We start from the raw sequence: 22676 nt of genomic DNA on the forward strand, positions 1-22676 counted from the left end.
CTTTAATCGGGTTCGCTCTATCATGTCGCCGGGTCAGTCATTTCCACATTCATCACATCCTGCTTTTCACTGCTGATGGACTCTGGCAGCTCAGGAGACCCCATCCGAGTTCTCGAAGCCGGGTCATGCAATCCACATGCTTCAAGCAATTCCATCGCTTGAGTTGACGCACCGAACAGAAAGATTCGGCCATCAGGAGCGATCTCAATGTCAGTGCAGTCCGAGTCGCTGACAAAGTTCTCTTCGCGTGTTTTTGGACGGGGAGAATCTCTTAGTTCTGTTGGTTTCAAAGAATCACCTCTAATCCAGAAGCTAAAGCGATCGACTTTGCAGTGTCATACTCATCCCGAGTGAGACGCCGGGAAAGCTCTTCAAATGAATGCGCGCGCCATCGTGGCAGGTATCCATTGCGTAAGCTGAAGGCAGCGGTCGGAAGAAATTCTGCAAGCCAGCGGATAACCGGGAGAAAGCAACATTCCAGATGCCCCGGCATGAGTAAATGCCGAACTATGAGCCGCCCCTGTTTACTAGCTATTAGCAAATTGCGGCGAAGAATTCCCATATAGTTCTGTACGCGTGCGAGTCGTTCAGCGCACTTGTCATTCCCGAATTTGAAGTCCGCCACATAGGTTGCGACAACTCCATCTAGCAGTCGCAGCACTTCTGGTGTTGAATGAAAATCTGACTTCCAGACAATCGGCGGCAACGTCCGACAGGCAGACATGACATCAAGGATTCTCGGAAGATGAATCGTCGGTTCACCCCCGACCCATTGCAGCGTCTTTGCCCCCTGCTCAATTCCCCATTCTGCAAGGTCGCAAAATAAGTCCGCAGTCAGCAACTTTCCTCGATTTGGATCAAATGCATTCTGCTCAGCGATACAGAATGCGCATCGAAGGTCACACCCTGAGAGATAGAAAAGATGAGAAGGGACGAGTTCAGGCTCTTCCCCCATCTCGATGCGATGTCGAAAGAGAAACGCCGAGTCCGTCGCTTTGCAGAGTCCTTTTTCCCCTTTCGAACGGGCAACCCGACAGCGATGCTCACAGAGCTCGCAGCATTCATCATGCCGCCTAGCGTCCGTAAGTCGAAGCTTCCAATCAAGTTGATTAGAAAAAGGGCGTATCATCAGCCGGGACCTCCGACTTTGATACGCCCTTTTCAGACGGCTCGTTGGAAAAATTCTGAGAAATCAGAAATGCCACGACACGCGAATTACGCTTGTGGGAAATATTGAATCAGTTCGTCGTGAAGTGGTGACCCGTTGGTTGCCAACAAATCTGGGACGTCCAGAATAAAGTCGCCGCCTCCAGTTTGAGTCACTCGACCGCCTGCTTCGCGAACAATCAGAATTCCGGCCGCCATATCCCAGGGCTTCAGACTCTCCGACCAGAATGCGTCCACTCGCCCGCAGGCAACGGCACAAAGGTTGAGCGCCGCGGACCCGGTACGCTGCACAGTTTGAGCGACTTCCAGAATATCGAAGAACTTCTTCACCGCCGGATGAGAGCGAGTCACCTTCACCGGCAGACTCGCCATACACATCGCATGGCTAAGTTGGCGATTCTCAGAGACATGAATTGGTTGGCCGTTCAGCGAAGCCCCTTCACCAATCGCCGCAGAAAACATCTCGTTGCGATTAGGGTCAAAGATTGCTCCGGCGATGACGACGCCGTCCTTCTCCAAACCAATCGACACCGCATAATAAGGGAAGCGATGGACGTAATTTGATGTTCCATCCAGCGGATCGATGACCCAGCGGTAACCGGAATTCCCAGCCGATTGAAACAAGTCCTCTTCGCCAAGATATCCATGATCTGGAAACTTGGACTGCAGAAATTCGAAGATCGCCTTCTGAGAGGCGATGTCTGCTTCTGTCACCAGATTTGCAGGGCTCTTCTCGCGAGCGGTGAACTTCTGCCCCCAGGCTTCAAGAACTTCCCCACCGATTCGGGCTCCCTCTTCTGCAATTCGCCGAAAATCCATCTTCGTTCCCGATCCAATACTCAAGCACAGCTTCTGAATTATTCAATTGCATTCGCCAACCTGACGACGCTGTGAATTATGCCAATGCCGCGAATTCAATGCTATCGAGGAATCGAACGACAGCGGGGAACAGGAGGGCCCTATTCACCCTGACACAGCGCTATATCGCTTCAAGTCGACAGAACCAATCTCGCGTCCGACGGGAATCAGGACAGCACTGGTGGCTCTGAGTCCGGCGGGATCAGTTGTTCGAGTTGCAGGCTGACGATCCGTCGACCTTCGTCGAACACGTCGACAACCGATTCTGGCAACGGTGGCAGCGTGACACGTTTCATCACCTGATTGAGTCGCCATCTCAATCGATCATTGTCGAGATAATCAAGCAGGAACCGCTCTTTGACAAATAACGGCAGCAATCTGGCGAGGTCATCCGCCGGCTTCGTCGCGAGGGATGAAACGACATTCGCCACACGCTGAGCATCGACTTCGCGGAAGTTCTCATAATACAGATGGATGGCACGCTCATTCCGTGCAATCAACTCGGCATCAATCAACAACTCAAGAACAATGTGTCCAAGAAAGCCGCAGTGCCAGGCGCCATCTGGTCCAAGGTTTTCTCTGAAAGACCGCGAGAGCGAGTTATTTGCTTCAATGAATGTCGCTGTATTGTGAAACCAGTGATCATCATCAAGATGCTGAAGAATTCCTAACCCGATCTCCCGGTCTTCTCCCTGCAGAGATTCAAGAGCTTCCGTAACTGCTTTTCGACGGACGCGGCACCTTCGATCAACGACATTCAACCAATCCGGAACCGAGACTCCGCAGACGAACCAGGGGCGGTCAAGAAAACGAATGGCATGAGCAAAGTAATTCACAGAACTCATCTGCCTTTCTGAATTGAACGCAACGAACCTGATTCACGGAGGTCATTCAGCCAGCGTCACCATGAACTCGTTCAATTGCATTTCTCAGTTCACGCAAATTGACAGACGCTTTAAGAATGATTGCGCGGGGAGTCTGTTCGACAACCGGAATTTTCTTCTCCTGATGAGGTTCACCCAAAATTGCGACCACTGCCACATTCTGATCTTTTGTCTGCGAAACAGCCTGAGCAAAATCGTTTAATACGCGATCGCCAAGGGAATCGCCAAACAGGATAATCGCTCGCGGTGTCATCGTTTTCAGACGAGCGATGGCGCGATCGGCATCCGTTAACAACACGACACGATAGCCATGTTTTGTGAAGTAGTCTCGCAGAACATCCTGACGGCTGGGGCGCGACTCAACGATCAGCACAACTTTCGCATCTGCTTGAATCGCCGTCTTCGCTGGGGCTCCCTGTTCAACGTGCCCTAACTCTTTCAATGCCAATTCGAGATCGGCAACGGCCTCAGTTGGAGACTGGTATCGCAGCGCAGGGTTCGTCTTCAGCAAATTGTCGACGACTCCTGTGACACAGCGTGGCAAGGTGGAATCGACTGTCGAGATCGGTTGAATGTCGCGATATCGACTGAAATTTCTCCGTTCATCCCGACTTTTGGTTCGTGGATAAGGAGGCTCCCCTGTCAGCAATTCATAAAGAATCGTGCCCAGAAAGAAGAGATCACTGCGAGGATCGTTCTTTGGAGCCCCAGTGTTTTTTTCAAGAGTTGAGTACTCAAGCGCCTGCGCGAGTTCCTCGTTACTGATCCTCGACATCGCCGCATCATCTGCCGCCAGACCAAAGTCAATCAGTTTGGCGACTCCATGACTGCTCATCAGAACATTCGTCGTCTTCATGTCCCGGTGCGTGAGTCCGAGCTTCAACGCCGCTTCGAGGGCTCGGCAGATATGAAGTGAGTACTGAACGGCTTCCACTGGAGAAAGTTTGCCGCGAATCTTGAGGAAGTCTTTCAGGTTCCCTCCTTCGACAAACTCCATTGTGATGTAATGGAACTTGCCGGATTGCCCGACGTCAAAGATCGGAACAATATTGGGATGTTTCAGCCGCTTTCCCAGTTCCCCTTCACGGCGAAACAGCTGAATCGTCGCAGGGTCTTTCGTCCACCGGTCACGCAGGATTTTGATGCCGATCATTTGCCCGTTATCGAGCCGTGCACCGCGATAGAGTCTAGCGAAGCTTCCGGCCGCATTCTGATACATCAGCTTACAACCACCGATAATCAGACTTGCCGCATCCCCCTTTTCGATCTTCGTGATCTGATAGGCCGTAACCAGACTTTGCTGTTCGAGAATTCGAAGGAGATCCGCATCAGAAGCCGTCCGGGGGAGTTGCGATCGACATCGCTGCATGTCTTCGGCAGAGACCAATTGCAATTGAATCAGTTGCCGAGCGAGCCTGTCAATCGTTTCCATTTCATTCGACATGGATCTGAATCTACTCCCGGGCAACGAGTCTATTCTAAACCGAATCTTCCAGACGGACTCATCAGTCTGACCGCTTTAGAAACAACGTCAATCAGTGATGAACAAGAGCCCGCTTCGATGGCATCATGACAGGGAACCCTCATATTAGAAGCGTTCTATCCTTTCCGTCAATTTCCTATCACGTAACGAATCATGAAATCACTGATTCATCTTCTTGAAACGGAACATCAGTCAGTATCGCGCAGCTGTTTTTGCTGAGATAACTGGATTAGAAGTCTCCACAAAAAAACACGCCGCTCGTATTTCACGAACGGCGTGTTGAAAACTTCAGAATAGGTGGACGTTGGATCAAACGTCCACTGCATGCATCAAAGCTGTTGATGCCACTCCTGCAAGGTCTTCACTTGTGGAGCCGGATTCTTAGAGATGTACTCGATTGCCTGTACCATCGCGATACATCCCGGCAATGTCGTGACACATGGAACCCCATAGCTCACAGCGGTCGAACGAATTCGACCTTCTTCAGTGCGGCTCCCATGACCACTTGGCGTATTGAAGATGAACTGAACATCTCCGTTGACCATGAAGTCGATCAGGTTTGGACGCCCTTCCTGCACCTTCTTGATTGTTTCAACCTGAATCCCGGCGTCACTCAGGACTTTTGCCGTTCCAGCGGTTGAAATGATGCGGAAGCCAAGTTCCCCGATCTTTCTCGCAGGCTCAATCATCGCCTGCTTGTGCTCGCCGGACATACTGATGAAGACCGTCCCGGTGTGCGGGAATTCAATCCCTGCTGCAATCTGGCTCTTGGCGAATGCGGCAGCGAAATTATTGTCGATCCCCATCACTTCGCCGGTTGATCGCATTTCCGGGCCAAGAATGATGTCCACTCCGGAGAATCTTGCGAACGGCAACACACTCTCTTTAACAGAGATGTGCTTCGGCCAGACTTCCTTTGTATAGCCTTGTTGCTTCAGTGTGACCCCTGCCATCACTTTTGCAGCCATCCCGGCCAATGGCAATCCTGTTGCCTTGGACACAAACGGACTGGTTCGTGATGCACGAGGATTCACTTCGAGCATGTAAACATCATACTGCGGACCGTTCGCGCCTTCGGTCTTCTTGACTGCGAACTGAATGTTCATCAGTCCAAAAACCTTCAACTCGCGAGCAAGCGCGTATGTCGCTTCTTTGATTTCCTGAATCACGGAGTGAGGAAGTGTATAAGGAGGCAACGCACAAGCTGAGTCACCAGAGTGAACTCCCGCTTCTTCGATGTGCTCCATGACTCCGCCAACGAGTGTTGTTTCCCCATCGCTGATGGCGTCAACATCCACTTCGATTGCGTCTTGCAGGAACTTGTCGATCAAAACCGGGTGGTCTGGCGACGCATCCACAGCTTCGGTCATATAGCGGGTCAACTGTGCTTCATCGTGGCAAATTTCCATTGCCCGACCACCAAGCACGTAACTTGGACGCACCAGAACAGGGTAGCCGATTCGTGCGGCTTGAGCTCGAGCTCCTTCACTGTCCGTGGCAATCCCGTTAGGCGGCTGTCGCAGCTTCAGCTTTTCAAGGATCAGCTGGAAGCGTTCACGATCTTCTGCAGCGTCGATCGAATCCGGGCTGGTCCCAATGATTGGAACCCCAGCAGCTTCGAGGCCACGCGCCAGGTTCAAAGGAGTCTGTCCCCCGAACTGCACAATCACGCCATCAGGATTGATTTTGTCGCAGATGTTCAACACATCTTCGGTCGTCAGTGGTTCGAAGAACAACAGGTCCGAGGTGTCATAGTCAGTCGACACAGTCTCCGGATTGGAGTTGACCATGACGCTTTCGATGCCCAGTTCCCGCATTGCCATCGATGCGTGGCAGCAGCAGTAATCGAATTCGATCCCCTGCCCGATGCGGTTTGGTCCACCACCGAGGATGACAATTCGCTTCTTGTCGCCCTTAACTGGTGTTTCATCTTCGGTTTCGTACGTGCTGTAGTAATACGGAGTGTACGCTTCGAATTCAGCAGCACAGGTATCGACCTGTTTGAAGGTCACAACGATACCGAGCTTCTTACGGTATGCACGAACGTCCATCTCTGTGGAGTTCCACCAGCCAGCCAGCTGCCGGTCAGAATACCCGTTCCGCTTGAACTTCCACATCTGCTCCTTCGTGACATCCTGCAGTCGCTTGATGTCGCAGATCTCGTCTTCCATCGCGATCAAGTCGCGGAGTTGACGCAGGAACCACGGATCGATGGATGTCAGCGAGAAGATCTCGTCCAGCGTAAAGCCGGCTTTAATCGCATACCGCAGGTAGAACATCCGGTCGGCATTTGGAATCGAAAGCTTGCTGCGGATAATTTCCACTGCAGGCTGAGCGTCCGTACCCCAGAGGTCTTTTTTGCCACCACCAAGGCCAAAGAGTCCGATCTCCAGACCGCGAATCGCCTTCTGAAGCGATTCCTTGAAGGTCCGGCCAATGGCCATCGTTTCCCCGACGGACTTCATTTGCACCGTGAGCGTCGGATCAGCGTCCGGAAACTTCTCAAAAGTCCAGCGCGGGAATTTGGTCACGACGTAATCGATGGTCGGCTCGAAGCAGGCGAGCGTCTCGCGAGTAATGTCGTTTGGAATCTCATCCAGGCGGTAGCCGACAGCGAGCTTCGCAGCGATCTTCGCAATCGGAAAGCCAGTGGCCTTGGACGCGAGAGCACTCGAACGACTCACTCGCGGGTTCATTTCAATCACAACCATGCGCCCGTTGGCCGGGTTGATGGCAAACTGAACGTTAGACCCGCCGGTTTCAACACCGATCTCGCGAATACACGCAAACGTGGCGTCACGCATGCGCTGATATTCTTTGTCGGTCAGCGTCTGAATTGGGGCAACGGTGATTGAGTCACCGGTGTGAACACCCATTGGATCGAAGTTTTCGATGGAGCAGATGATCACGCAGTTGTCTGCGCAATCCCGCATCACTTCCATCTCGTACTCTTTCCAGCCGAGTACGGATTCTTCGAGCAGAACTTCGTTGATCGGAGAGAGTTTCAGACCGTTGCGAACACGATCTTCGAACTCCTCCTTGTTGTAAGCAATTCCACCGCCCTGGCCCCCAAGTGTGTAACTCGGGCGAATAATGATCGGCAAACCGATTTCGCGGACTGCGGCTTGTGCGTCCTGCATATTGCGGACGACGAATGATCGAGGGACATCGAGCCCAATCTTGATCATTGCCTCTTTGAAGGAATCTCGCCCTTCCGCCTTGGCAATGACCTCGGCTCTGGCGCCGATCATCTCGATCCCCAACTGATCGAGAATTCCACGGCGGTGCAGATCCATGGCGGTATTTAGTGCAGTCTGCCCGCCGAGTGTCGGCAGCAACGCACAAGGTTTTTCCCGCTCCAGGATTTTGGAAACATATTGCCACGTGATTGGCTCGATGTATGTCCGGTCCGCGGTTTGCGGATCGGTCATGATCGTTGCAGGATTCGAGTTCACCAGAACGACTTCGTAACCTTCGTCACGGAGCGCTTTACAGGCTTGAGTTCCTGAATAGTCAAACTCGCATGCCTGCCCAATTACGATCGGACCAGCACCAATAATCAAAATTTTCTTTAGATCGTCACGTCGTGGCACTGTTGCGCAAGTCCTTCCTGAGACTCGTCATCGATTGCCTCCAATTCAGGGTAGAATATCCCCTGGACTGGGCTTGTGATTTCGGACCAAGGGGGCAATCTGTCCCCTTCCCCGCTCGCGCCTGAGGGGCGCAAATTTCTCCAAAGCTATCAATCTCCCGCTTTGATTCAAGCGAGTGCGAGACGTTTTGACCGGAACAGTTCACTCAAAATCCGTTCAGGACCACATTTCACCCGGAAATGACCTGAATTAACACGCAAGAACCGATTTCGCATCAAACTCATCCGATATACGCCTGCATCAGCATACGCAAAATCGGTTCAGATCTCGCCTGACTGAGGCAAAAAACTCACCAGAACATGTTCGTTTTCCGGTCAGTCGACAATTTTGCGGGTGGCCAAGCCGTCGCAGACATCCTTTTGACCTTGAACGACGCGAACGCAACGCCCAATACAAATGTGACCCACTGAGAATTCTCTTCTCAATCCTTTTGAGCTGACATCCTTCCGGCGTCGTTCACTTTTTAGCGGTTACCAGATGATTTCAGTATGACCAGTACAGTTCGCCAGCAATTCGCGGCGACGATCACAAAAGCAGCGCGAAGCTGTTTGAACAGCAGGAACTGCCATGGTCTACTACCATTTCTGAGACAATAATTATGGCAAGGCTCAAATACGATCCCCGAGCGGAGTCGATTTTCGACCGAAATGACATGCCCACGACACGCATCGTGGTCGTGTCGCTTCCTTCTGGATTTCGGAACCAGTTGTAAGAGTGAATTGCACAGGTTCAAGAGACCAGAACGCGAGATATTGATTGACCGGAAACTGACAATCCCGGTCGCAGGATTCTCGACTTCGTTGGTTTGATGTTTGGGGAGCGTTTGTCGCAGAAGAATTGCCACGTCATCCATTCGGCTGTCGAGCGAAACGGGGCGACGCGTTTTGCTTATCACACTCGAATCATCAGGAGAACAGTCATGGTTCGCACCGCATCAACAATGCTGTCTTTGGGAAGTCCGGCTCCTCAGTTCTCTCTTCCAAATGTTGATGGCACGGTCGTTTCGCTTTCCGATTTCGGAAATCAACCGATCCTGGTAATTTTCATGTGCAACCACTGCCCGTATGTCAAACACCTGCGATCCGCACTCGCCGAGTTTGGAAAAGAATACGGGCCACAGGGGCTGGCAATCGTCGGGATTAGTTCAAACGATGCCGACGCCTATCCTCAGGATGGTCCGGAGCAGATGAAGGCAGAAGCAAAGGAAGCCGGGTACACGTTCCCATACCTGTACGACGCCACACAGGAAGTCGCACAAGCATATCGGGCAGCATGCACTCCAGACTTCTTCCTCTTCGACAAAGCACACAAGCTCATCTATCGGGGGCAATTCGACAACAGTCGCCCCAAGTCCGACATCCCAATCACTGGAGCAGATCTGCGCGATGCAGTGAATGCAGTGCTCGAAGGTGAACCGATCACCGAGCCACAGATGCCAAGCATTGGCTGCAACATTAAATGGAAGCCAGGAAACGAACCGGAATACTTCACCGGCATCGCTGCGAACTAAAGTATTTTTTGAATTGATGTAGCATTTGGGGCACGCGGCACTCCGTCCTTCTCGTTTCCGGAAGACTGCATGCCGCGCTCAAAATGCTGCGACGTGAATCCGAAAGCGGTCCAGAGTCCATCGTTATGCTGTCGTCCCACTCTGGCCCCACGGCCTCTCTTGAAACGCTGCAGCGACGCTCCCGGTTGCTCACAGAATTACGGCGATTCTTTGCTGACAATGGCTTCTGGGAGGCACAAACGCCGATTCTGTCTCACGATTGCTGCGTCGACGCATGGATCGACCCCTTCGAAGTGACAATTCGTCGTGGCGAAATCGGATACCTGCAGACGTCACCAGAGTTCGCATTGAAACGCTTGCTGTGTGCAGGTGCTGACAAGGTGTACGAAGTTGCCAGGGTCTTTCGTCAGGAAGAACTTGGACCACGGCACAATCCAGAATTCACGATGATCGAATGGTATCGACGGGGAGACGACCACCATGCTCAAATCTCCTTCGTTGAGCAGATGATCCATGATCTGGACTCGTTTGCACGATCACACAACTGGAACTCTCATCGCACGGAGTCCCCCGTCTTTCACCGGCTTTCTTACGAAGAAGCCTTTGAGCGATTTGCTGGAGTCTCCCCCTCTTCCGCCAGTTTGAACGAATTGTCCGAGGTCGCGAGGAAGACAACAGATCCACTCCCAGCAGGGATCGAAACCGACCGCGATGGCCTGCTCAATCTGATTCTCGCAGATCAGGTCGAACCCGGGCTGGCGCAGTTGCGAGCCGTTTTTCTCTATGACTACCCAGCGAGTCAGGCCGCGCTGGCTCGTATTCGCCACGATGCAACTCCAGTTGCAGAACGCTTCGAGCTGTATCTCGACGGAATCGAAATCTGCAACGGGTATCATGAATTGACCGACCCCATCGAGCAGCAAGTGCGCATGGTCAGTCAAAACCAGAAGCGAATAGGTGCAGGGAAAGATCCGATTCCGGACGACAGCCGACTGATTCAATTCATGAAAGCCAACCCACTCCCGGAGTGCGCAGGAGTTGCCCTCGGGTTCGACCGGCTCGCCATGTGGATTCTCGGACTCCCTGCAATTCATCAGGTCATCGCGTTCCCATTCGACCGCGCGTAGTTTTTCTATCACGACGAAAACGGCGTCCGTCGTCAACCAGAATTACATTCCGTCCGGGCGGTGAGGCTCAAACATCGTTCGACGGCGTCGTTCCAGTCGACGAACGTTTTCTCGCGATTGCCGGTACAGTTCTTCCTGAGAACGGAGTGCTGGCGCATCCTCAATTTGAACTCGCTCGTAGAGGCCGTTCGGCTTCAACTCGGACGCTTTCACTGTGTCGCGGAAATAGACCAGCAGAATCTCCATAAGCCGCTGGCGACAGCTCTCTGATTCGACAGGAATCAACAGCTCTTTGCGATGATCCAGATTTCTTGCCATCCAGTCCGCACTGGAAATGAACAGCTTCGGATCGCCGCCATGATGGAAGTAAAGAATTCGAGCATGTTCCAGAAACCGATCAACAACACTAATGACCCGAATATTCTCGCTTAGCCCCGGAATTCCCGGTTTCAGACAGCAGACGCCTCGGATATTCAACAGGACTTCCACACCTGCCTGAGATGCTTCATACAGAGAGTTGATCAACGTAGTATCAGTGAGCGCATTGAGCTTCAGAATGATCTTGGCTTCGTCACCATCCCGTTTGCGCCCTGTCTCGTTTTCGACCAGTTCCACCAAAGTGTCACGAAGGCGAAGCGGAGCCGCTGCGATCTTCCGATAGCTGTACGGTGGCTGAGAATATCCTGTCAACGCATTGAAGAATGCAAGGGCGTCAACCCCCAGGTCTTCATTGCTCGTCAAGAATGACGCATCGCTGTAAATGCGAGCCGTTGTTTCGTTGTAGTTGCCGGTTCCAAAGTGCAGATATCGCTGAATCCCATGGGGTTCCCGACGGACGATAATGCAAATCTTCGCGTGCGTCTTCAGGCCTTTCACCCCGTAAATCACCTGAGCCCCGCGTGCTTCGAGCTCCGCCGCCTGCTTCAGATTCCGCTCTTCATCGAATCGTGCTTTCAGCTCCAACAGAACAGTTACGTGCTTTCCATTTTCCACAGCACGCAGCAACGCCTTCACAATCTGACTGTCACGACTGATGCGATAGAGCGTTTGCTTGATCGCAATAACATCAGGGTCGTCCGCAGCCTCTTCGATCAACCGCACGACAGGCTCATAGTTTTCGTAGGGATGGTAGAGCAGTACATCACGCTCAGCGAGAACGTCGAACAGCAACTCTTCAGATGGCACTTGCGGGGAATTCACAGGAGCCCATGGTTCATCGCGAAGATTTTCAAATCCACGTCGGCCAGCGATCTCAATCATCGCTCCCAAATCGACTGGACCGTCGACAACCATGACCTGATCGTCCGTCACATCCAGTTGCGTCTTCAGGAAGTTTCTCACCTCCTCAGATGATGCCTGATCGATCTCCAGCCGAATACATTCCGCGGATGTTCTCGCTCGAAGCACGTCAGCCATATTCCAGGCGAGACCGTACGGTGTCAGTTCCTGAACTTCAATTTCCGCATTGCGAGTGATTCGAAACGGAACGCATTCCTCCACGCTTTCCCCAGGAAAGAAGTCGGCAATATTCATGGCGACGACATCCTCAAGATGCATATACGCCAATCCTTTCTCGGACGGCACAGTGATGAATCGGGAGAGGATTTTCCCCATTGGAATCAAGGCGAACCGTTGCATCGGTGACGGGGCACCATCTGCTTCTTCATGATGCGGCAAACGGACGCACAAGCTGAGCATCTGGTTTGCCAGCAATGGAAACGGAACACCTTCATCCAGCGCCATTGGTGTCAGGACCGAGTAAATCTCCTGATCGAAAATCTGACGAACAAGGCGGCGCTGAGTGGTGTTCAGCTGCGATGGCAGCAATCGCTGAATGCCCTGCTCTGCAAGTCGTGGAATCAACTCCACGGTATAACAGCGATACTGATCGGCCACCATCTGGCCAACTCGTTCTCGAACCCGTTCAAGCTGCTGTAACGGTGTCAGTCCGGACGCTGCCGGGCGGACGATCCCGGCCTCCACGAGTGTCGTCAGTGCTCCGACGCGTACTCGAAAGAACTCATCCAGATTGGAACAGGAGATGGCAACAAACTTGAGACGTTCCAGCAACGGAACTTGAGGGTCCATCGCCTCGTTCAGAACTCGCTGGTTAAACTCCAGCCAGCTCAATTCGCGATCGAAGAAGTTTGTTGTCGAATCGGCGTTCATACGGATATCCGGCAAACATGCCATTGAAGGCAAGCGACACTACTGAAAAAGCAAACTGAATTCATAATACAGGGCGGGCATCGCCAGAAGGTCTGGGACACACCACCCCGTCAAAACGCTGACAACGTTGTACCGATTTTCCCAGAGCGCTCTCTAGATCAGTTTACTCGCCGTGACACAAGTCAGGTCCTCCTGAAACTGGCCGCCGGCAGCACACAATTGCTCAGGCCCCAAATTGGATTCGAGATTGACTTCGAACCAAACCTGCTTATGCCTGATCTGTCGACAACAGTGTCACAACCAGGTTGAAAATGTTGAACAGCATGTGAATCAAAACGACCGTCAAATAGCTGCGACGGTAATGATAGACGGTCCCCAGGATCACAGCGAACGCCAGTAGCGGAATCGCATCAGGAAACCCATGAACCAGCGCAAACAGAATGGAACTGATTCCGATCGCGACCCCGGCAGGCAGAAACTCAGCAAGTGAATTCTGCAGAATCACGCGAAACAGTAACTCCTCCAGCAACGGAGCCACGATCGCAGCCGACAGGAAAATCAGGATCGTGATCTCCCCCAGTCCAGCATCCTGAAGCAGTTTCAGTAAGGGATGAACCTTTTCTTCTGAGCGAAATGCAGACGAGGCCAGCAGCAACACGACGACAGGTAACGCAGACGCCACAAACCCTTTGACGCCATCTTTAATCTGTCCCCAAACTCCATTCAGATGAAGTCCAAGGTGATGTAACTGCGTGACCGATCTCGCTCCAAACAAAAGGGACGCATACAACAACGGCATGACGACCACTTTCATTTTGAGGTCGTCTTTCATCATAAACACAAGGTCAGCCTCAGTCGGCGGCCCTGCCATCGGCCCTGCTTCCACCAGAATGCGATAGGCGGAATAGACCGTCGCGCCGATGTAAACGAAGAGCATTGCAATTGCCGCTCTGGGAACCCGCACATTCAGGTTTTCAAATCGCGGCTGAAGGATGACACGAGATTGCCTCCAACTCTTCAGCAGGACGCCCCAATACCCGGCACTGATCGCGATCAAGACAATCGAAGCAACGTTGACAGCCAAATTGATCAAATCCGCTTGCGACACTCTTGCTCCTGCATTCATCCACACAAGGTCTCAAGAGATCTCGGAGAAATCGACCTGAGGTTCACTTGGCCCCCTGTCGCCATTCCGCCCACTCATGGACTTCTTATTTCTTCTTCAAATTCTGCGAAACCGCTCTATTGCAACGATTTCAGAGAAAATCAGCAAGGGGCTCTCTCGTAGATCGCTAACCATCCCCAGGTGCAACTGTTGCCAATCTGCAAAGTAAAACCTTCGTACCTTTCCTAACTGCTTTCCTGACCGCCAGTATTGACCATTCACCGGCTCTCCTGACCGCATCTACCGCGTTTGAGCGAACTTATCCTGAGGAACAATCACAATAACGCTGGAATTCGACGTGGTTGACTGTTATCACTCTGTACATAGAGACAGTCCGTTATTCCGAATTCAGTCGACGCAGCAGAGGAGCCTCGCATGTCATTTCATGTTGGTGAAGCTTTAGTGGGTGAAGGGAACGAGGTTGCCCATATCGACTTGCTGATCGGGGACAAAAGTGGCCCGGTTGGAATTGCATTTGCGAACGCACTCGCCACTCAGTCCAAAGGCCACAGCAGCCTGCTGGCAGTTCTTGAGCCAAATCTGGCAGTCAAACCTGCAACTGTCATGATCACCAAAGTGACAATCAAAGGTGCCAAGCAAGCCGTTCAGATGTTCGGGCCAGCTCAGCGAGCCGTTGCTGATGCCGTCGCCAACAGTGTTCAGGAAGGCGTCATCCCACAGGATCAAGCCGACAAACTGTGCATCGTCTGCGGTGTCTTCATCCACTGGGAAGCAGAAGACGATCAGAAGATCTACCAGTACAACTACGAAGCAACAAAGCTGTCGATCGCTCGCGCCATGAAAGATGAGCCGAGCATCTCCGAAGTTCTGGAGAAGAAGGACTCTTCAAGCCATCCGTTCTTCAGCAAGAAATAATGCCTTGTCAGGCCTTGATATTCAAGGGGTCTGACAGATTCCGCGGCTTGTTGGCCGCTCCCACCAGCGAAACAGTGAGTGGGAATCAGACCTCAGCCATCGCTTGAGCGGTTGCCATTGAATTGAACGAGTCGTACCGTTTCGACGTTGCGACTCGTCTTTCAAAATTCAATCCGCACTCATGCCTTTTGATGGCGTTGATCTCGCAATTTCAACACGATGCAGCGCGAGCGCGAACCACAATTTGAGGTTCGAAAGCTCCTTCGAATCGCCTCAGAGGAAGCTGAATCCATGAAACGAATTCTGCTGCAACTCGACACAGATCCGATTCCATCCACGTTTGACCGCATCGTTGCTCTCGATGCCGGGGTCGACGAAGTGATCAGTCTCGGAGGAATGACTCCAGACAATGTGGTCTCGGTGGTTCACGGGGCCATTTTCACCCGCAAGCCAGACGATCTGAAGAACACAGCCATCTTTATTGGTGGCAGTGCGATCGATGCCACTGAGAAAGTCCTCGCGGCCGTCCGTCAGACTTTCCTCGGCCCGATGTCCGTTTCTGTCATGGTCGACCCCAATGGAGCCACCACCACGGCCGCAGCAGCAGTTCGATCAGTTGTCACACACATTCCGATCAAAAAAGCCGATGTTCTGGTCCTTGGTGCCACAGGGCCAGTCGGTCAACGCACCGCTCTGATCCTGGCAACTCTCGGCGCCAAAGTTCGCGTTTCGTCGCGAAACATGCAGCGAGCAGAAGCTGTCGCCTCCTCAATCCGCAACCGCATCGAAGGGGCCACTGTCATCCCGTGCGATTGCTCTGACGATGGCCTCGCGGCGGCTGTCGATAACGTCGACGTGATCATTTCCGCTGGAGCCGCTGGTGCCGGTTTTCTGAAGGAACCGGAGTGGCAGAGTATCGAAACACTGAAAGTGGCGATTGACCTTAATGCTGTTCCGCCTTCCGGTTTGGAAGGCATCCCTGCATCAGCAAAAGGGATTGAACTCGCAGGTAAAGTGGCATATGGACCTCTCGGAGTCGGCAGCCTGAAGATGAAGGTTCACAAGGCCGCCATCGAGAAGCTGTTCACTGCCAATCATCTCATACTCGACTCGCAGGAAATTTACGCTCTCAGCGAAAACCTGTAGCCCCGAGACTGAAGCCAGGCATCTTTACTGCCCAACCGGAAACGTCTTTGCACCAAGAAAAGGACCTGCCGATGTTTCGATCACGCGAAACACCGGCAGGTCAGCAGGCTACGGTTCAGAACTGATTCACATGTTCGCGATTACGTCGAACGGGACCAGCGAACCCCTTCTTTTCCGTCTTCGACAGTGACCTTCAACTCGGTCAGCTTGTCCCGAATCTTGTCAGCGACGGCCCAGTTCTTGGTTGCCCGGGCTTCTTTGCGAATCTCCAGAATCAGATCCATCAGGCCATTCACGAACTGATCATCCGCACCTGAGTTCTTCTGCTGAGCAATCCGGAAGACTCCAAGCGTATTTGCCAGTTCCTTGAAGAGTGACAGCAGCGCGGTCAGTTGAGCCTTCTGCTCAGCAGATGCCGCTTCTTCAAGTTTATGCTGAGTGATGAACCCATTGATGGTGCGACGCAGTTCGAACAACATTCCGATCGCGCCGCCAGTATTAAAATCGTCATCCATCGCTTCCCAGAACCGATCACGCAGATCAGTTACTGTTCCCACCAAGTCGGCAGGGAGCGATTCCGCAGCGACGGAGCCACTTCGAGTCGTCGATGTGGCGAGCTCATAGAAGCTGACGCCAAGCACTCGTTGAGCGGTTTCGAACAGGCGATAGAAGCCTTCCATCGCCTTGCCGGTATTCGCAATGTTCTCCAGTGAGAAATCGATCGGGCTGCGATAATGAGTTGAAAGCAGGAAGAACCGCACAACTTCTGGAGCATGATGAGCGAAGACCGCGGTTTTCACGGACTCAGCGCCTGCAGAACCTGCCAGCTTCCCGGCGATCTGAGCATCGTGATTGCACTCAACATCACCATGCTTGTCGTGGCCGCCACCGACTTTTCCGGTGTTTTTTCCGGACTGCATCAGGCCGTTGTGAAGCCAGTATTTCACAAACGTTTTGCCGCTCGCCGATTCTGATTGAGCAAGTTCGTTCTCATGGTGCGGGAACATCAAGTCCAGACCGCCCCCGTGAATATCAATTGAGTCGCCCAGCAGCTTGCTGCTCATGGCGGAACATTCGATGTGCCAGCCAGGTCGCCCTGGTCCCCATGGGCTGTCCCAGGCCGGTTCGCCAGCTTTTGATGACTTCCAAAGTGCGAAGTCCGCCGGATTCTGCTTGCGGTCATTCGCTTCAACGCGTGTTCCAGCGAGCATTTGCTCGACACTGCGACCGCTCAATTTTCCGTAGTCTGCATCCTGAGTCACCGCGAAATAGACGTCGCCATTCAATGGATAGGCTGCATTTCGGTCAATCAGGGACTGAATCATCTCCTGCATGGCACCAATATAGTCGGTCGCGTATGGAAAATGGTCGATCGTATCGACGCCCATCAAATTGAGGTTATCGAAGTAATCTTCAGTCATTTTTTCGGCCAGAGCCTTGACTTCCATGCCAAGCTCAACGGCCTTATTGATCAGTTTGTCATCGACATCTGTGATGTTGACGATGAATTTCACCTGATACCCGGAATAGGTCAGGTAGCGTTTGATCGTGTCGAAAATGACAGGACCAACCATGTGGCCAATATGAGCAGGTTTGTAGACAGTCGGGCCGCAGAGATACATCGAAACCTTGCCAGGTTCGATTGTTTTGAACTCTTCCTTCTGACGGGAAAGTGTGTTGTAAACGCGAAGCGACATTTCCGGGGCCTTCCATGCGGACTCTTGACTCAGGTAAGGCGACATGCCGCGTCACCTCTCCACCTGGCAATCACAGAAGATTAGCGACTTTACGGGAATTGAGCCAAGGGAAGTCACCGAAACGCCCTACGACATCGGCCAAACTCGCAGAAGTCCGCCGCCAGCGCCATCAGGCAAACTTAAAATCCAACAGTCTTTACGGATACCGCACATTGGGGAGTGTCTGACGGAGACGTTCGTTTGCTTCAGGAGTCGTTTCCCAGTTCACACCAATAATTCGAAGCGATTTGAGCGATTTCAAATGGTCCAAACCATCGATCGAAACATTTGTTCCAAGAAAGTAAAAGAGCTCTAACTCCTGTAGGCCCTTCAGTTCTTTCAGCCCCTTGCTCGTAATATGCGTATGGTTCAAATCAAGTTTCCACAGACTCTCGATCCTTCCGAGATAGATCATTCCTCGGTCGGAGATTCCTGTCTGATTGATATGTAATGTCTTCAGCCGAGTCAGCCCGGAAATCCATTTCAGATCTCGGTCGGAAACTACTGTCCGCGATAGATTCAGACTTTGCAGTCGCCGTAGCTTAGACAAGGAACGGAATCCTCCTGATGGGATGTTTGTCTTTTCCAATCCAAGAGTCGTCAAATTGGGCCAGACCTGAACAATTTCATTTAGCGTTTGTTCATCAATCGCCAGTCCAGAAACCATCAGATACTGCACTTTTCGGGAGTCTCGCAGCTTCATCAGGCCTGCCGGGGTGACGCGGGTATGACTCACATCCAGAGCCTGCAGATTCGGAAGCTGTCCAAGCTCCAGGAGATCCTCATCAGTCACAGGACACCCGAATAAAGAGAGCGTGTGGATCGATTCGAGGTCACGAAGGTGCGCTAGTTTTCCGCTGACTTCTGAACAAAAGAGATCGACGACGAGCCGCCCGGATTGCTGCCTGATCGCAGCAAGATCTTCATCTATTTGGTCATCATTTCGCACTTCGAATGAAATTCGAGTCGTCCCCGGGCCATAAAATGCAACTGGCTCATCGTCCCCGAGTGGCTCGACATCCTCTACGAGTTCTTCCTGTAAATTCCCCTCGAATTGCGAAACGTATTTCGATGGAGACCAAATGGAAAGTCTCGCGGCAATGAGAACAACCAGGCACACCAAGCAAGTGGCCCAGGCGTTCCACGAACGGAATACTCCGGAATCAAGTTCCCCTGCGGTATTCAGGCCAGACTTATCGAAATTCACTGCGGACTCCTTTCGTACGCCTCCACAAGCGTCGCCCCGACAGATGCTTCATCTGAAAAATCATACCGAAATAGGTGCGTCAGTTTTTCGCAAATAACTGCGGAGATGCAGGCATAGCGGATCAAGAATACCGCGACGAATATCCGGAATTGTACAATTGATCGCATTTGAATTTCTCGTGTCATCTGGCGTGATACCTCGTCGCATCTGAGATTGATCATGTACCATACACAACCTAGAATCAGTCGGCGCTCATACGAGAATCGTTCGAAATGGCTGAATTTCTTCTTAGCCTCCGCTTCATTTGACTAAATCAATCTGGATAGACAGGTAATATCATGAACGAAGCATTGCGTTTGCGACGCAAAAACAGCCACAAAGCGTTCACACTGATTGAGTTGCTTGTGGTGATCGCCATCATCGCAATCCTGATAGCGCTGCTCCTGCCTGCAGTCCAACAAGCTCGCGAGGCCGCCCGACGCTCTCAGTGCAAAAACAACCTGAAACAGCTTGGCTTGGCATTACACAATTACCACGATGTCCATAACAGCTTCCCTGTTGGGAACTATGCATGCTGCTGGGGAACATGGATGGTGGCACTGTTTCCGCAATTGGAGCAGACCGCCCTCTACAACATGTACAACCACAACCGCAAATTCCTGGACCAAGACGGCCGTTATGGAGGCGCGGACAACAGACCAGTCACGACTCGCCGCATCTCCGTATTCAGCTGCCCCAGTGATACTGAAGCCGTTTACAGCGCAACCAATCTGACAAAGCACAATTACCTTGCGAATTACGGAAACACAGGATTCCAACAACAAGCAACGCTGAACGGCGTGCAATTCGGCGGAGCCCCATTTGCTTCAATTGCGACCACTGGCGGACGTGTTGAAAAAATGAGCACCATGACCGACGGCCTGAGTAACACCCTTCTGCTTGGCGAGGGAATTCAAACCCCGGAATCAAACGATCTCCGAGGCTTAACCTGGTACGGAAACTCCAGTGCGTTCACCACGTACCTTGGCCCGAACAGCAACAGTGCTGACATCATCGCCGGAACCGGTGGGTGCATTAACCAGCCAGAACGAAACGGCCCATGCGCGAACGCAACAACCGCAAATCCGGACATGCTCGCAAGTCGTAGTCGCCACACCGGTGGCGTTCAGGTGACAATGGGTGATGGTGCTGCACGATTCGTCTCTGAGAACATCAGCATTGACGTCTGGCGAGCTCTCGGAACATCACGTGGAGGCGAGGTCGTCGGAGAGTTCTAAACCTGTCCGACCATCATGCGGCCCCGAAGCTGCTTGAAACGCCTCATTGCGGAGCATTTCCAGTTCTGTAATGAATCCCAGCACTCATTGCTTCTAGATTGGTATCTCGATGTGGAATTCCAGACTTAACGCACTGTGTTTCATCAGCCTGTTCACTGCGACACTGGTTGGGTGCGGAACGAAAGATCCCCTGCAGCGACAAGGAGCAACTGGAATCGTCACATTAGATGGGACTCCAGTTGCTAACGGGACGATCACATTCGAACCACTCTCACCTGGTGGACACTCATCAGGCGCAACAGTGACCGACGGGGCGTACAAAATTCCGGCAGAACGAGGGCTCCCTCCAGGCGAGTACCTGATCCGGATTTCAGCGGCCAGCCATGAACGCTCAGAGACGAACGAAGCAGGGGGCGACGTACCGCCTCCCGCAAAGGAGCTCGTCCCCACCAGGTACAACGCAAAAAGCGACCTGAAGCGTACAATCGAGGCGGGCAAGCCGAACAAGCTTGACTTCGAGCTAACGACAAAAACCAAGTAAACAGCAAGTCAGGGAGAGCAAAGTGCTCTCCCTGACTTTTTTGATCTCAATTCATTCAGACGCACCGAATTGAAGCGACAAGGAATCCACTTCCGATCAGAAATCGAAACAGAATCACCTGAAGGAATCTGCGACCATCCGTCAGCAACAGCGAAAGGCCCGCCTAAGAGCTGGCGTGACCTTGAGAAGCTTCTCAACAAATCAGAACCAGAGGCCGATCCTTTACCACTTCACTGGAACGAACGGCCACAAACATTGACGAGAAGCGAACGGAGTATCCCGTGCGACAATAACGACATCGGGAATGCCCAATGCCAATGAGGGAATAGATAAAAACGAAAAAAGGACCGTGCCAGAAATCTGACACGGTCCTTTTTGTCTCAGTCATCGAGGCGATATCGCCAAGAGAGAGTAAAGCTCCCTGTGCTAGACAGATACCGGAAATTTCTGGCCAATCCACCGATCGAAGGACTGCTCGTGCTGAAGGCAATTCGCACGTTTGAGTTCGCGGCGTAGCCCAGGGAGAAGGGCGCTGCACCGGGGCGAGCAGGCGGAAGCCGATTACCGTGGAGTTACCACCACGGTCGTACCGATCCGCTCACCGGGAGCCCTGCATGATCTTCGCCAGGCGCTTCTGGGCCGGGGTCAAGCTCGGAGCAACATTCAGCGCTCGCCAGAAAGCCATCAGCTCTTCGGTACTGAGCTGAATCGTCTGGCTGCGGGCGTTTTCATTTTCGCCGGGCTTGGGATTGAGGTTGTCTGCCGGATACTACTTTTCCATCAATGTTGCGATGATTCGATCTGAGAACGGCCAAAGGATAATTCGCGAACTGCCGCTCAATAGAATCCTGACGGAAACAGATGGGCCGTTCGCAAAGCACGACAACCAACCGGCGACTCCTTCCACGGTTTCACTCGTGATTGACCACTTGGCAAACATGTTCAATATGGAATCTGATGAAGTCAGGGCCGTGGTGAAAAAAACGCGGAAGGCGTGTTGTGGGAATAGGGGACGCTTCGCCCGCGAATTGACAGGGGGCTTAGCTCGCTGAATTGTGGTCAGCATCAGAAGGCAGGATGCCGCCAATGTCGTCGATCGTGCAGAAGGGCGTGCGGAGGTCGAGGATCTGAAAGTCGCCATTCTCCTCCACCTTGCAGGTGAAGGCGATGATCTCAAAGACTTTGTAGAACCGGAGAAGCCAGCACGTTAACCGGCTGTTCGGACAGAAGGCCAACTGAAAAGTGAATGCGTAGTCGCCGAAGAAGTGCCCCGGGCACTGTCGGATTATCGCCTCGTTGACCTCGTAGAGTGGGTGGCATTCGGGTCGCTTTCCGGGGATGAACCGCATGACGCGGTGCCCTTCTGGCAGCCGCGTCCGGATCAGTTTGAACCACCATCCCCGGACAATCTTGTCCGTGACGCTTCCGAGGCGCTCCCCTTGGAGAGCCATGTTGATCCCGCCGGGGAACAGCGACTCGTCCTCTATAGGCGAGAGCGACCGCCGTACTTCTGCCTGAAGCCCCGTCGCCTCGGGATACTCAAGCGACCGCATGAATTTCTCGCCAACCTCGACTGCGTCGGCGCACGCATCGGCACCCCACAGCATCGAGAGTCGCTGCATGTACTCGTCGTCTTTGCTGGCGTCCCCATTGCAGGACTCGCAGGCAGGCACCCACGGCTTGTTCGGCATGCTCTTGGCGAACATCCCCCTCGGCGGGACGTGATCCTTGGTTGTCGCCGGCTCGGGACAGTATGCACACTCGCCGAGGTGCTTCTTCCTTTTACTCATTTTAGTCCCTCCCGTAGAGAGACATCTTAATCACAGGGCGGGTTCACTGGGCAGCTTCGCTGTGGAGAACGGCTCTTGCATCACTGC

At 52.7% G+C, this 22676-nt stretch carries 18 protein-coding genes; 7 read left to right on the forward strand and 11 right to left on the reverse strand.

Going from position 1 to position 22676, the window contains the following annotated elements; all coding sequences use genetic code 11:
- Positions 1-20: 20 nt before the first annotated feature.
- The 6 genes from SH527x_RS06850 to carB form a co-directional block, all read right to left on the reverse strand.
- Positions 21-290 carry a hypothetical protein gene (locus tag SH527x_RS06850; RefSeq protein ID WP_437193909.1) on the reverse strand — a complete coding sequence of 90 codons (270 nt, stop codon included), beginning with the start codon at positions 288-290 and terminating at the stop codon, positions 21-23.
- Positions 287-1129, reverse strand: coding sequence for a radical SAM protein (locus SH527x_RS06855; protein ID WP_437193910.1), 843 nt, complete (start codon positions 1127-1129; stop codon positions 287-289). Before SH527x_RS06855 ends, SH527x_RS06850 begins: the two co-directional genes overlap by 4 nt.
- Positions 1130-1215: 86 nt before the next feature.
- Positions 1216-2010, reverse strand: a complete 795-nt coding sequence (locus tag SH527x_RS06860) for an inositol monophosphatase family protein (RefSeq protein ID WP_437193911.1) — start codon at positions 2008-2010, stop codon at positions 1216-1218.
- A gap of 182 nt (positions 2011-2192) precedes the next feature.
- The gene (locus SH527x_RS06865; protein WP_437193912.1) at positions 2193-2870 is read right to left on the reverse strand and encodes a hypothetical protein; all 678 of its coding nucleotides are present in this window, start codon (positions 2868-2870) and stop codon (positions 2193-2195) included.
- A gap of 46 nt (positions 2871-2916) precedes the next feature.
- Positions 2917-4353, reverse strand: a complete 1437-nt coding sequence (locus tag SH527x_RS06870; protein ID WP_437193913.1) for a protein kinase domain-containing protein — start codon at positions 4351-4353, stop codon at positions 2917-2919.
- A gap of 368 nt (positions 4354-4721) precedes the next feature.
- Positions 4722-7985, reverse strand: a complete 3264-nt coding sequence (gene carB, locus SH527x_RS06875; protein ID WP_437193914.1) for a carbamoyl-phosphate synthase large subunit — start codon at positions 7983-7985, stop codon at positions 4722-4724.
- 979 nt (positions 7986-8964) lie between these two features.
- On the opposite strand from carB, the gene SH527x_RS06880 reads away from it, so the two are divergent.
- Together SH527x_RS06880 and epmA are read left to right on the forward strand one after the other, a co-directional pair.
- Positions 8965-9555 carry a thioredoxin family protein gene (locus SH527x_RS06880; protein ID WP_437193915.1) on the forward strand — a complete coding sequence of 197 codons (591 nt, stop codon included), beginning with the start codon at positions 8965-8967 and terminating at the stop codon, positions 9553-9555.
- A 125-nt stretch (positions 9556-9680) separates the two neighbouring features.
- Positions 9681-10682 (forward strand): EF-P lysine aminoacylase EpmA, encoded by a 1002-nt coding sequence (epmA, locus tag SH527x_RS06885; RefSeq protein WP_437193916.1) that lies wholly within the window; start codon positions 9681-9683, stop codon positions 10680-10682.
- A gap of 42 nt (positions 10683-10724) precedes the next feature.
- Here epmA and ppk1 read toward each other — a convergent pair whose 3' ends face one another.
- Together ppk1 and SH527x_RS06895 are read right to left on the reverse strand one after the other, a co-directional pair.
- Complete coding sequence (gene ppk1 / locus SH527x_RS06890; RefSeq protein ID WP_437193917.1) at positions 10725-12851, reverse strand: polyphosphate kinase 1; 2127 nt, start codon at positions 12849-12851, stop codon at positions 10725-10727.
- Between the two features lie 268 nt (positions 12852-13119).
- Complete coding sequence (locus SH527x_RS06895) at positions 13120-13959, reverse strand: CPBP family intramembrane glutamic endopeptidase (protein ID WP_437193918.1); 840 nt, start codon at positions 13957-13959, stop codon at positions 13120-13122.
- A 432-nt stretch (positions 13960-14391) separates the two neighbouring features.
- Here SH527x_RS06895 and fae point away from each other — a divergent pair, with 432 nt between their 5' ends.
- Positions 14392-14892 carry a formaldehyde-activating enzyme gene (gene fae, locus SH527x_RS06900; protein WP_437193919.1) on the forward strand — a complete coding sequence of 167 codons (501 nt, stop codon included), beginning with the start codon at positions 14392-14394 and terminating at the stop codon, positions 14890-14892.
- Positions 14893-15183: 291 nt separating this feature from the next.
- Positions 15184-16038 (forward strand): NAD(P)-dependent methylenetetrahydromethanopterin dehydrogenase, encoded by an 855-nt coding sequence (locus SH527x_RS06905; protein WP_437193920.1) that lies wholly within the window; start codon positions 15184-15186, stop codon positions 16036-16038.
- A gap of 140 nt (positions 16039-16178) precedes the next feature.
- Here SH527x_RS06905 and cysS read toward each other — a convergent pair whose 3' ends face one another.
- Positions 16179-17780, reverse strand: coding sequence for a cysteine--tRNA ligase (gene cysS, locus SH527x_RS06910; RefSeq protein ID WP_437193921.1), 1602 nt, complete (start codon positions 17778-17780; stop codon positions 16179-16181).
- 151 nt (positions 17781-17931) lie between these two features.
- Positions 17932-18981 (reverse strand): hypothetical protein, encoded by a 1050-nt coding sequence (locus SH527x_RS06915; protein WP_437193922.1) that lies wholly within the window; start codon positions 18979-18981, stop codon positions 17932-17934.
- A gap of 338 nt (positions 18982-19319) precedes the next feature.
- Here SH527x_RS06915 and SH527x_RS06920 point away from each other — a divergent pair, with 338 nt between their 5' ends.
- The 3 genes from SH527x_RS06920 to SH527x_RS06930 all read left to right on the forward strand — a co-directional run bounded on the left by SH527x_RS06920 (position 19320) and on the right by SH527x_RS06930 (position 21851).
- Positions 19320-20258 (forward strand): DUF1559 domain-containing protein, encoded by a 939-nt coding sequence (locus SH527x_RS06920; protein ID WP_437193923.1) that lies wholly within the window; start codon positions 19320-19322, stop codon positions 20256-20258.
- Between the two features lie 109 nt (positions 20259-20367).
- Positions 20368-20799: a carboxypeptidase-like regulatory domain-containing protein gene (locus tag SH527x_RS06925; protein ID WP_437193924.1), complete on the forward strand. Its 432-nt coding sequence runs from the start codon at positions 20368-20370 to the stop codon at positions 20797-20799.
- A 791-nt stretch (positions 20800-21590) separates the two neighbouring features.
- On the forward strand, positions 21591-21851 hold the full coding sequence (locus SH527x_RS06930) for a TatD family hydrolase (protein WP_437193925.1): 261 nt from the start codon (positions 21591-21593) through the stop codon (positions 21849-21851).
- On the opposite strand, the gene SH527x_RS06935 is transcribed toward SH527x_RS06930, so the two are convergent.
- Positions 21840-22589, reverse strand: a complete 750-nt coding sequence (locus tag SH527x_RS06935; protein ID WP_437193926.1) for a hypothetical protein — start codon at positions 22587-22589, stop codon at positions 21840-21842. The two genes, SH527x_RS06930 and SH527x_RS06935, sit on opposite strands and share 12 nt — an antisense overlap.
- Between the last annotated feature and the right edge of the window lie 87 nt (positions 22590-22676).

This window comes from Planctomicrobium limosum (assembly GCF_051465645.1).
Taxonomy (GTDB): Bacteria; Planctomycetota; Planctomycetia; order Planctomycetales; family Planctomycetaceae; genus Planctomicrobium.

Coding starts and splice junctions, on each gene's coding strand:
- SH527x_RS06855 (WP_437193910.1), bottom strand. CDS start 1,129: ATGATACGCCCTTTTTCTAATCAACTTGATTGGAAGCTTCGACTTACG.
- SH527x_RS06865 (WP_437193912.1), bottom strand. CDS start 2,870: ATGAGTTCTGTGAATTACTTTGCTCATGCCATTCGTTTTCTTGACCGC.
- SH527x_RS06870 (WP_437193913.1), bottom strand. CDS start 4,353: ATGTCGAATGAAATGGAAACGATTGACAGGCTCGCTCGGCAACTGATT.
- SH527x_RS06880 (WP_437193915.1), top strand. CDS start 8,965: ATGGTTCGCACCGCATCAACAATGCTGTCTTTGGGAAGTCCGGCTCCT.
- epmA (WP_437193916.1), top strand. CDS start 9,681: ATGCTGTCGTCCCACTCTGGCCCCACGGCCTCTCTTGAAACGCTGCAG.
- ppk1 (WP_437193917.1), bottom strand. CDS start 12,851: ATGAACGCCGATTCGACAACAAACTTCTTCGATCGCGAATTGAGCTGG.
- fae (WP_437193919.1), top strand. CDS start 14,392: ATGTCATTTCATGTTGGTGAAGCTTTAGTGGGTGAAGGGAACGAGGTT.
- SH527x_RS06905 (WP_437193920.1), top strand. CDS start 15,184: ATGAAACGAATTCTGCTGCAACTCGACACAGATCCGATTCCATCCACG.
- cysS (WP_437193921.1), bottom strand. CDS start 17,780: ATGTCGCCTTACCTGAGTCAAGAGTCCGCATGGAAGGCCCCGGAAATG.
- SH527x_RS06920 (WP_437193923.1), top strand. CDS start 19,320: ATGAACGAAGCATTGCGTTTGCGACGCAAAAACAGCCACAAAGCGTTC.
- SH527x_RS06925 (WP_437193924.1), top strand. CDS start 20,368: ATGTGGAATTCCAGACTTAACGCACTGTGTTTCATCAGCCTGTTCACT.
- SH527x_RS06930 (WP_437193925.1), top strand. CDS start 21,591: ATGATTCGATCTGAGAACGGCCAAAGGATAATTCGCGAACTGCCGCTC.
- SH527x_RS06935 (WP_437193926.1), bottom strand. CDS start 22,589: ATGAGTAAAAGGAAGAAGCACCTCGGCGAGTGTGCATACTGTCCCGAG.